The following is an 11,221-nucleotide window of genomic DNA, read 5'->3' on the forward strand; positions in this document are numbered from 1 at the left end:
CCATCTGGACGCCCTCGGCGCCCAGCGCGAACGCGGCCGCGATGCCGCGCCCATCGGCAATGCCGCCGGCAGCGATGACGGGGATGGACACCGTGTCGCACACCGCCGGCACCAGCGCCATGGTGGTGAGCTCGCCCACATGCCCGCCGCTTTCGGTGCCTTCGGCGATCACGGCATCGGCGCCAAGGCGCTCCATACGGCGCGCAAGCGCGGTAGTGGCAACCACGGGGATCACCTTGATGCCGGCTTCTTTCCACATGTCCATGTAGTTGGCGGGGCTGCCGGCGCCCGTGGTGACCACGTCGATTTTCAGGTCCACCAAAAGGCGCGCCAACTCGGCGGCGTTGGGATCCATGAGCATGACGTTCGCGCCAAGGGGCTTGTCCGTGATGGTGCGGGCAGCGCGCACCTGCTCTTCGACCCACGACAGCGGAGCGCCGCCGCACGCGATGATGCCAAGCCCGCCCGCCTCGCTGACGGCGCCGGCCAAGCTGGCATCGGCGATGCGCGCCATAGCACCCTGGATGATGGGCACCTCGATGCCCAGAAGTTCGGTGATGCGAGTATTCATTTCTGTTTTGTTCCTCTTCTTGCGCGGTGCAGACAGCACACAACATGCGCCCGATTTTCGTACCCGAGCATGTTAGTCCAACGTCGCGACCATGCAACCCGACGCCGCAGCGTTTCACGGTATCTGCGCGTTGCGTTCAAACCCCACACGCATTTGACGTGCGGTTATGAATGCATGAAGATTCACCTGCGTAGTAAAAGAGCCCGATAGCTGAAGAAGGCGTCACTTTTCCAAGCAAAAGTCAAGGCGGCCCGCTTTCGCATCGGCAGCGGCCAAAACCACGCGCACGCGCTGCCCCAGACGGAACACTTTGCCGCTGTCCTGTCCCACCAGCTGATAGCGCACCGCATCGCACGCGAAGTACTCGTCGCCCAGATAACGCGCCGCCACAATGCCCTCGGCGGTGTTGTCCAGGCTGACGTACATGCCATACGACGCCACTCCCGACACGGTGGCGTCGAACGCCTCGCCGAGAAAGCCCGCCATGTACTCGATGAGTTTGAGCTCCTGCGACTGGCGCGCCGCCTTCTCGGCAACGCGCTCCATGACCGAGGCGTGCTCGGCTATCCACGGCAGCGCCGCCACTTCCTGCTCGAATTTTTGCGGGCGCCGCGTCAGCTGCGCGCATAGCATGCGGTGCACCACCAGGTCGGGATAGCGGCGAATGGGACTGGTGAAGTGCGTATACGCTTCGCTGGCCAAGCCGAAGTGACCGTCGCACGTAGGCTTGTACGCGGCACGTTTCATGGCGCGCAACACCAGCGTCTGCACCAGGCTGCCCTCAAGGCGGCCCTGCGATTCGGAAAGCACGCGCGCGATGGCGTGCGCATCGCCCGCCACGAACCGCTCGGGGCTGATACGAGAGAACCAACTGAACTCCTGCAGCACGGGAAGCAGCGCCGCCAAGCTATCGGGCGAAGGCTTCTCGTGCACGCGGTACAACGCAGGGAAACCGCGCTCGCTTAGGTGCTGGGCCACCACCTCGTTCGCCAGGATCATGGCCTCTTCCACCAGCGATGTTGCCTCGGTTTTGCGACGCAGGTCAACGCGCAGCGGCTTGCCGTCGTCGTCAAGCACCACGCGGGCTTCCGGGAAGTCGAAATCGAGGCCGCCCGCCACCTGGCGCGCTGCGATGCGCGCTTTGGCGAACTGCGACAGGAACCGCACGCGCTGCATGATGTCGTCGGGAAGGGCGGCATCGCCGTCAAGCGCCTGCTGCACCTGCCCGTACGTCAGCCGCGCCTGCGAGCGCATAAGCGCCGGGTAGATGTCGTAGCCAACGGCCTTCCAGTCCTGGTCAAGATACACGTCACACGTCATGCAGCGGCGCGTCTCGTTCGGGTTGAGCGAGCACAGCCCGTTCGAAAGCTGCTCGGGAAGCATGGGGATGACGCGGTCGACCAGATACACGCTTGTGGCGCGGCGGCGAGCGTCAAGGTCAAGCGAGCTGCTCCACGGCACGTAGTGCGACACATCGGCGATGTGCACGCCCAAACGCCACACGGCGCCATCGCGCAGGAAATCCTGCGCCGGGTCAAGCGAAAGCGCATCGTCGAAGTCTCGCGCATCGGCCGGGTCGATGGTGAACACGCAGCGGTCACGCACGTCGCGATACCCTGCGGCAAGCGCACCCACCTCGTCAAGCTGGGCCGCCTGCGCCTCGGCAAGCGCGCCTTCCGAGAACACGGTTTCCAGCTTGTTGCACGCAACGATGGCGTCAACGGAAATGGTAGCCTCCTCGGCAGTGCCCAACACCTCTTCGATAACGCCGCACGCAGCTTCGTGCCGCGAAGGATACGCCGTCATGCGCACGCGCACAAGCGCCCCATCGGGCACATCGGGGAAATCGGCGCGCATGGTGAAAATGTCATAGGAGATATTGCGGTCTTCGGGCACCACCACGCCAAACGGCTCGGCCACCTCATAGCGGCCCACCACCGTATCGTGCGCGCGGTCGATGACGCGCAGAATGCGCGCAGCGGGGCGCTCTTCGGCAGCGCCTTTCTGCGCACCGCGCGCCGGCAGCGGCGCAATTTCCACCAGATCGCCGTCGAACGCTCCTGCCATCTTCGATTCGGGAATGAAGTATTCGCCTTCGGCCGTACGCACGAAACCGAACGTGCCGCCGTGCACCGTCAGCACGCCATGCGGGTTTGCGCGAGGTCGGCGGCGCGTATGCTTGCGCGTGCGCCCCATCTATTCACGCACCATTGACTGCGCCATTTCCAGCGCGAACGACTTCTGGTTGTCTTCGTCGCTTGACAAGGCAATAGCCACGTCAGGGTGGATGCCCAAGCCGTCGATGTCGTGGCCCAGCGGACTTTTGTAGTATGCCGCGGTGTAACGAAGCGCGCCGCCAAACGACAAATCGTGCGTCACCTGCACCGAGCCTTTGCCCAACGTGGTGGCGCCCACCAGCGTAGCGCGCTGGTTGTCCTGCAGCGATGCAGCAATAACCTCAGCAGCAGAAGACGTGTTGCCGTTCACCAACACCACCAGCGGCTTGTCGGTCAGCACCGAGCCCGTGGCGTTTTTCGTGGTCTCGTCAGCGCCCGTGGTAACAATGCGCACGATGGTGCCGCTTTTCACGAAGTAGCTGGAAATGTCCACGGCTTGCGTCAGATAACCGCCGGGGTTGTCGCGCAAGTCAAGCACATAGGCCTGCGCACCCTGCGCGTCCAAGTCGGAGATGGCCTGGCGCACCAGATCGGCCGAGTTCTGCGAAATCTGGCGCAGCTGAATGTAGCCCACCGAATCGGAAAGCTCGGTGGTGACGTTTTTCACGGTAGAGGACGTAACGGTAAGGGTGGTGGTGAATTCCGTGCCCGTTGCATCGTCAAGCGACGCGCCGCGGCGCCACGTGATAACCACCTGCGAACCTTCATCGCGTTTAAGCGCAGCCGTGACCTCGGACGTTGACCACGCGTGGCTGCGATCGCCGTCGATGGCAACCACCACATCGCCCGAACGCACGTCGGCCGCTTGCGCATCGGAGCCTTCGAAGACGTCCACGGCATAAGCGCTGCCGTTGTATTCGTTGAACAGCACGCCCACCCCATCGCTCGAAGACGCGGCATCCTGGTTCGAGTTCATGGCCGTGCGGCGGCTAGCGTCGTAATAGCGCAGGTACGGGTCCTGCGTGGACAGCGCGAACGCATCGAGCATCTTCGTGGTGGCCGTGTCCAAGTCGTACGAATCAAGGCTGTCGTTGTTCACGATGCCTTCCACCTCGTCCACACGCGCCGAAAGCGAATTGTACGTAGTAGGCTGCTGCGAGACCTTCGCCTTCGCATCGGGGCTGCCGGTAAGCTGCGTGAGACCCAGCGAATCGAGCAAATCAACGTTGCCGCGAACGGCGAAGCCGCCGGCAAACGCGGCGGCTACGACGATGATGCACGAAAACACTTTCGCCAACTTTATGTTGCGGGCCCGCGCCTTGCGCGCAGTGGCCGCTATGGATGACTTCTTGTCGAAATGCCTTGGCACGAAAGCTCCTGTTTTACACCTTCAGATAACGACGCATGGCGAACGCGGAACCAAGCAGGCCGATGACCAAGCCAAACACCGCCAGCATCACATAGAACAGCGCGAATGTGCCGGTAGACAGGTCGATGGGCAGCCACGTCAGCGCGTTTTGCAGCTGCGGCAGCGCCAGGTTGCGCAAAAGCTCAAGCGAACCCACGGCAAGCGCCGCGCCGATGATGGCGTGCAAAGCGCCCTCCATCAAAAACGGCCCGCGGATGAACCCGTTCGACGCGCCCACCAAACGCATGATGGCGATTTCCTTGCGGCGAGCAAGAATAGCCAGGCGAATGGTGTTGTTGATGAACACGAGCGCGATGAAGATAAGCAGCACGATAAGCGCCACGCCGATAACGCGCACGTAGCTGGTCAGCTGGAACAAGCGGTCGACCGTTTTCTCGCCGTAACGCAGCGAGTCGGACGGATCGGACGGGTTGTCGCAGATCTTCTGGAACGTGGTGTTCGCCTCGATCTGGTTGGCAACGTCCTCGACCATCTGCGGGTCGGACAGCTCGACGTCGATGGAGGCCGGAAGCGGGTTCTGACCGTCAAGCGACTCGGCAATGTCCGAGCTTGAGGACTTCTTGAAGTTCTCAAGCGCCTGATCTTTGTCCGTGAAGCTGACCGAGGAAACGGCGCTCATGGACTGAATGGCCGACTGCAGCGACTGGACATCGGAGCTGGAGACGTCGTCGGCGATCCACACCGTGATGTTGACCTCTTGCTCGACGGACTTCACCACGTTGTTCACCACAGAGCCGCCCACCAAAAAGATGCCGATGATCAAAAGCGACAGGAAGATGGTGACGATGGAGCCAAGCGCCGTGGAAAGGTTGCGCGTGAAGCCGGTCAGCGACTCCTTGAGAAAGTAAAAGAAACTAGACATCGAAACCGTACACCCCTCGATCTTGGTCGCGCGTCAGGTTGCCGCGGTCAAGCGCGATGACGCGACGACGCATGTTGTCCACCATTTCGCGGTCGTGCGTTGCAACGACGACGGTGGTGCCGGTGCGGTTAATACGCTCAAGCAGGTCCATGATGCCGCGAGACGTTTGCGGGTCAAGGTTGCCCGTAGGCTCGTCGCAGATAAGGACCGGAGGACGGTTCACGATGGCGCGGGCAATGGACACGCGCTGCTGTTCGCCACCGGAAAGCTGGTCCGGGCGCTTGTTCAACTTGTCCTGCAGGCCTACAAGGCGCAGCACCTCGGGCACCTGCGTTTTGATGACGTGGCGGGATTTGCCGATTACCTCAAGTGCGAACGCAACGTTTTCGAACACCGTTTTGTTCGGCAGCAACTTGAAGTCCTGGAACACGCAGCCGATGTTGCGGCGCAGGTACGGCACGCGCCAATTGCGCATGCTAGCAAGATCCTCATCGGCGATGTAGATGTGGCCCGACGTGGGCTTCACCTCGCGGATGAGCATGCGGATGAACGTGGTTTTACCGGAACCGGAATGGCCTACCAAAAACACGAACTCGCCTGCGTAGATTTGCAGGGAGATATCGTTGAGTGCGGGCTTGCTAGGCTGGGCCGGGTACACCTTCGACACATGATCGAACGTGATAACAGGTGTACCCGACTGCTGCGGAGTATCATCGATTTCAAGCACCGGAAGCGATGCCGACAGCTGCGACGTCACTTGTCGCGCCGGCGCCGCATGCGCTGCTGCGTGCCGCCCAGGGCGCGCAGGAGCACCTTGGCTCATACTATTCGTCACAGTTTGCTCCATTCATGTAGTGATGTACTGAGACGAACAGATTCTAGCAGAACCCCTAGTTGGCCGTGAGCCTTTTCACAGCTTTGACAATCGCCTTCGAATCCAGGCCGAAGTACGCCATAAGCTCTTCGAACTCGCCTGATTTGCCGAAGCGGTCGTTCATGCCGATGAACTGCATGGGGACGGGATGCTCTTCGACCAGTGCCTGCGCCACAGCCGCGCCAAGGCCGCCGTGCACGCTGTGCTCCTCGGCCACCACGACGCGGCCCGTCTTCTTTGCGGAGGCCACGATGGTCTCGCGATCAAGCGGCTTGACGGAGAACGCGTCGATGACCTCGGCGGAAATGCCTTCGGCCGCCAGCTCCTCGGCAGCGGCAAGCGCCTGCTCCACTTCCACGCCGCACGCCACGATGGTAACATCGGTGCCTTGGCGCAGCACGTAGGCGCGGCCGAGCTCCAGCTCAACGCCATCGGCGTACACGGCAGGCACGGAAGCGCGGCCCATGCGCACGTACACCGGCCCCGGCGTTGCAGCGGCCAGGCGCAGCGCGGCGCAAGCGGCGGCGTAGTCGGCCGGCACGAGCACGCGCATGTTCGGCAGGCCGGCCATAAGCGAGATGTCCTCGAGCATCTGGTGGCTGCCGCCGTCGGGGCCCACGGACACGCCGGCGTGCGTGGGGGCAACCTTCACGTTGAGGTTCGAGTAGCACACGGTGTTGCGGATCTGGTCGTAGGCGCGACCGGTGCCGAACACGGCGAAGCTGCCGGTGAAAGCAACGTTGCCGCACGTGGCAAGGCCGGCGGCCACGTCGATCATGTTCTGCTCGGCGATGCCGCAGTTGAACAGGCGGTCGGCATAGCCGGCTTCGGCGAACTTCTTCGTGGTGGTGGAGCCGGTCAGGTCGGCATCAACGGCCACCACGGGCACGCCCTGGCCTGCCAGCTCGGCAAGCGTGACGCCATACGCAGCACGCGTAGCGCGCTTGATGCGGGACTGTTCTTCGTTTGCAAGCTGTACCACGGCTATGCCTCCTTCTTCGCGGCCTCAAGCTCGGCCACGGCCTGCTCGGTCTGTTCGGCGTTGGGGGCTTTGCCGTGCCAACCGGCCTGGTTTTCCATGAACGACACGCCCTTGCCCTTGATGGTGTTCGCCACCAGCACGTGCGGTTTGCCATCTGCAGCCGTCTTCGCAGCGGTAAGCGCAGCAACAAGCGCATGGATGTCGTGGCCGTCGACGGTGCTGGCGTTCCAGCCGAACGCGGCGAACTTCGCCACCATGTCGCCCGGGTCGCACACGTCGGCCGTGTCGCCGTCGATCTGCAGGTGGTTGCGGTCGACGATGGCCACCAGGTTATCGAGGCCCTCGTGAGCAGCCCACATGGCGGCCTCCCACACCTGACCCTCTTCGCACTCGCCGTCGCCAAGCAGGCAGAACACGTGCTGCGGCTTGCCGGCCAGCTTCAGGCCGGCAGCGGCGCCGGCCGCGATGGACAGGCCCTGGCCCAGCGAGCCGGTGGAAACCTCGACGCCCGGGCACAGGTTGCAATCAGGATGGCCCTGCAGGCGCGTGCCAAGCTTGCGCAGCGTGGAGAGCTCTTCACGCGGGAAGTAGCCGGCGTGAGCAAGCACGGCGTACAGCGCCGGCGCTGCATGGCCCTTCGCAAGGATGAAGCGGTCGCGCCCCTCCCACTTCGGGTCCTCAGGGTTGTGGTCCATCACGCCGCCGAAATACAGCGCGGTGAGGATATCGGTGCACGAAAGCGACCCACCGGGGTGTCCGCTTCCCGCCTCCGCGATCATGCGCACGATGTCGATGCGCATGTCGCATGCCCGCAGCTCAAGCTCGGTCATTCCATCGTCCTTTCGTCAGTTTGACGTTTTCCTATCAACAGGGAACGCTCTGGCTGCATTTCCGCCGCGTCCCGCTATCGCAATTGCTTGCCGCAGCCCCGCACGGCGGCTGCAGTGCAGCGCTACTCCTCTTGCGTGGAGACGCGCCACTTGTGGTAGCCCACCACGAACTCGTCGATGTCGCCGCCAAGCACCGCGTCGACGTTGCCCGTTTCCACGCCGCTGCGCACATCTTTGACCAGCTGATACGGGAACAGCACGTAGTTGCGAATCTGGCTGCCGAAGCTGTTCTCCATGCGATCGCCGCGCAGCTCGTCAATCTGGTCGCGGCGCTTCTGCTCCTCGATCTCGTACAGCTTGGCTTTCAGCACGCGCAGGGCGGCTTCTTTGTTCTGCAGCTGGGATTTCTCGTTTTGGCACGTCACCACGATACCCGTGGGCAGGTGCGTGAGGCGAACGGCCGAGTCGGTGGTGTTGACGCACTGCCCGCCCGGTCCGCTTGAGCGGTACACGTCGACGCGCACGTCGTTCATGTCAAGGTTGACCTCGATGTCGTCGGGCAGCACCGGCAGCACCTCAACCGCGGCAAACGTAGTGTGGCGCCGCTGCTTCACGTCAGTGGGGCTGATGCGCACAAGGCGATGCACGCCGTTCTCGCTGCGCAGCATGCCGTAAGCAAGGCGGCCTTCGATTTGCAGCGTGACCTTGTTCAGGCCTACGGCCTCGGCGCCGGGCACCAGGTCAAGCACGCGGACCTTCCAACCTTTCAGATCGGCATAGCGCGTGTACATGTTGTACAGCATGTCCGTCCAGTCCTGGGCCTCAAGGCCGCCCTGGCCGGGGCTTACGGTGAGGATGCAATCGCCAGCGTCGAAACGGCCCGAAAACCAGCTGGTGATTTCAAGCTGGTCAAGCTTCGCGTCAAGCGCCTCAAGCGTGGACTGGACCTCTTCGGCGAACGCCGGGTCCTCGCCCGCCAGTTCATGCGCGACGCGGGCGTCGTCAAGTAAGCCTTGCGCGGCGCGATAATCGTCGATGACGTCGCGCAGCGCGCTGGCTTCCTTCGACACGCTTTGCGCATGCGCGGCATCGTCCCAAAACCCGGGCGCGGCAATCTGCGCATCAAGCGCCACCAGCTGCGCCGTTTTATCGTCGATATGCAAAAACGCGTGCGCGTCGGCGACGCGCTGCGCAATCTGCTCGATATCTTTCAGTTCTTTATCAGCCATAGTTTTTTCATAGTAGCAGCAAAGCGCCCCCACTGCCGAGGGCAGGGCGCAAGAGTGCATAGGTTTTTCGCACATGGCAGAAGGCCAACCCCCTGCCAGGAAGCGCGCGAACCCGAACGAGCGCATCACGCCGTCTGCAGCCCTAGCCTTCAGCCTATTTAACAAAGCAAGCCCCTCCCCCGCCGCAAGGAAAGTGCAGCAAGGGGAAAGGCTCGCATCGGGTTCATTCAGAAGGAACTTACAGGTTCTTTCCGTGGCACTTCTTGAACTTCAAGCCGCTACCGCACGGGCAAGGATCGTTGCGCCCAACGTTGGCGAACGGGTCGTCCTTGTCCTTCACGTAGGTTTGGGCCTTCTGCGGCGCGGGCTTCGGCGCCGGCGCACCGGCCTGGGCGGCGCGCTGCTGCGCCTGATGCTGCGCAACGGCAGACCCGACGCCCGTTTGGCCAAGCGCCTGCTCGGGGTTCGAGTAGCTTACGCGTCCCGCAAGCGGGTCAGGCTCGGCCGGCATCTGCGGGGCGTTCTGCTGCACGGCAACCTGCAGGCGCAAAAGCGTACGCAGGTATTCCTCGTACATGGAGTGCGTCAGGTTGCTGAACGCCTTGTACGCCTCGTTCTTATATTCAACCAGCGGGTCGCGCTGGCCGAATGCGCGCAGGCCGATGCCGGTTTTCAGGTAATCCATGTCCTGCAGGTGCGCCATCCAGCGACGGTCGATGATGCGCAGCATGACCTGGGATTCCAGCATGCGCATGATAGGCTCGCCAAGCTCCTGCGTCTTAGCTTGCACCACGCCGTCAAGATACTCGTCAAGCGCTTCGCACAGCTGCTCGGGATCGTCGTCGTGATCGACCTCGGCGGCATGGAAATCCGTTCGGCCCGTCATGTTGGCAACCCAGCTGTCCACGGCCTTGCAATCCCAGTCGTCGGACGGCAGCTTCTCGGGGCAGTTCTCCTCCACCACGGCGGCAACGACATCGGCCACGATCTGGGGGATGCGGCCTTCCATGTCCTTGCCGTCAAGAATGGCGTTGCGCTCTTCGTAGATGGCCTTGCGCTGCAGGTTCATGACGTCGTCGTATTCAAGGACGTTTTTACGTGCGGCGAAGTGCATGCTTTCAACCTGGCGCTGAGCCGATTCGATGGCCTTCGACACCATGGACGCCTGGATGGGCATGTCGTCAGGCATGTTCGTCTTCTCCATCATGGCGCCGATCTTGTCCATACGCGCGCCGCCGAACAGACGCATAAGGTCGTCTTCAAGCGACAGGTAGAACTGCGTGGTGCCCGGGTCGCCCTGACGACCGGCGCGGCCGCGCAGCTGGTTGTCGATACGGCGCGATTCGTGGCGCTCGGTGCCGATGACGCACAGGCCGCCGGCTTCGAGCACGCGCTGCTGCTCAAGCTTGCACGTGGCCTTGGCCTGGGCAAGCGCCTCTTTGCGTTGACCCTCAGAAGGTGCCGGCAGGCCGCCCTCCTCGGCGGGCTGGGCGCCCGGCTCAAGGTCGGGGTTCAACCCGCGCGCAAGCAGCACATCGTCGGCAAGCACCTCGGGGTTGCCGCCAAGCAAGATGTCGGTACCACGACCAGCCATGTTCGTGGCGATGGTGACGGCGCCGACGCGGCCGGCCTGCGCGATGATATGCGCCTCGCGCTCGTGGTTCTTCGCGTTCAGCGTTTCGTGCTTGATGCCGCGCTTGTCAAGCAGGCGCGAGAGCCTCTCGGAGCTTTCGATGGACACCGTACCGATAAGGCAAGGCTGGCCTGCTTCGTGACGTGCGGCAACGTCGTCGGCCACGGCGTTGAACTTCGCATCGATGGTGCGATAGATCAGGTCGTCCTCGTCGATACGCTTCACTTCCTTGTTCGGCGGAATGGCCACAACGGGCAGCTTGTAGATCTGGCGGAACTCGGCGTCCTCGGTCATGGCGGTACCGGTCATGCCCGAAAGCTTGTCGTACAGGCGGAAGTAGTTCTGCAGCGTGATGGTGGCCAGCGTTTGGTTCTCCTCGCGCACCTGCACGTGTTCCTTGGCTTCAAGCGCCTGGTGCAGGCCCTCGGAGTAACGGCGGCCTTCCATGATGCGGCCCGTGAACTCGTCGACGATCTTCACCTCGCCGTTGACCACCACGTAGTCAACGTCGCGATGGAACAGGAACTGCGCCTTCAAGGCCTGCTGCAAGTGGTTCGGCAGCTGGCCGGACGGGTCGGCGTAAATGTCGTCGATGCCAAGCATCGTCTCGATTTTCGTGAGGCCCGACTCGGTGGCGTTGATGGTTTTCTTCGCCTCGTCCATCTCGAAGTCTTCATCAAGCTTCAGAGCAGGC

General features: G+C 62.8%; 9 protein-coding genes. All 9 read right to left on the minus strand.

All coding sequences use genetic code 11. The features are described from left to right. On the minus strand, positions 1 to 571 hold a 571-nt coding region (locus ACWI6D_RS08565), incomplete at its 3' end, for a nitronate monooxygenase (protein WP_449134372.1). 222 nt (positions 572 to 793) lie between these two features. Next, the gene (gene rnr / locus ACWI6D_RS08570) at positions 794 to 2,713 is read right to left on the minus strand and encodes a ribonuclease R (RefSeq protein ID WP_449134373.1); all 1,920 of its coding nucleotides are present in this window, start codon (positions 2,711 to 2,713) and stop codon (positions 794 to 796) included. A 54-nt stretch (positions 2,714 to 2,767) separates the two neighbouring features. Next, positions 2,768 to 4,057, minus strand: coding sequence for a S41 family peptidase (locus ACWI6D_RS08575; protein WP_449134374.1), 1,290 nt, complete (start codon positions 4,055 to 4,057; stop codon positions 2,768 to 2,770). Positions 4,058 to 4,070: 13 nt separating this feature from the next. Further along, positions 4,071 to 4,979, minus strand: a complete 909-nt coding sequence (ftsX, locus tag ACWI6D_RS08580; protein ID WP_449134375.1) for a permease-like cell division protein FtsX — start codon at positions 4,977 to 4,979, stop codon at positions 4,071 to 4,073. Then, entirely contained in the window at positions 4,972 to 5,814 is an 843-nt protein-coding gene (gene ftsE, locus ACWI6D_RS08585) for a cell division ATP-binding protein FtsE (protein WP_449134376.1), read from the minus strand. Before ftsE ends, ftsX begins: the two co-directional genes overlap by 8 nt. Before the next feature lie 55 nt (positions 5,815 to 5,869). Then, positions 5,870 to 6,802 (minus strand): transketolase family protein, encoded by a 933-nt coding sequence (locus tag ACWI6D_RS08590; RefSeq protein ID WP_449134379.1) that lies wholly within the window; start codon positions 6,800 to 6,802, stop codon positions 5,870 to 5,872. A 35-nt stretch (positions 6,803 to 6,837) separates the two neighbouring features. Continuing rightward, positions 6,838 to 7,665, minus strand: coding sequence for a transketolase (locus ACWI6D_RS08595; RefSeq protein WP_449134377.1), 828 nt, complete (start codon positions 7,663 to 7,665; stop codon positions 6,838 to 6,840). A gap of 122 nt (positions 7,666 to 7,787) precedes the next feature. Next, positions 7,788 to 8,894, minus strand: a complete 1,107-nt coding sequence (gene prfB, locus ACWI6D_RS08600; protein ID WP_337368587.1) for a peptide chain release factor 2 — start codon at positions 8,892 to 8,894, stop codon at positions 7,788 to 7,790. Positions 8,895 to 9,132: 238 nt separating this feature from the next. Further along, on the minus strand, positions 9,133 to 11,221 hold a 2,089-nt coding region (locus ACWI6D_RS08605; RefSeq protein ID WP_449134378.1), incomplete at its 5' end, for a preprotein translocase subunit SecA.

This window comes from Senegalimassilia sp. (genome assembly GCF_977052095.1).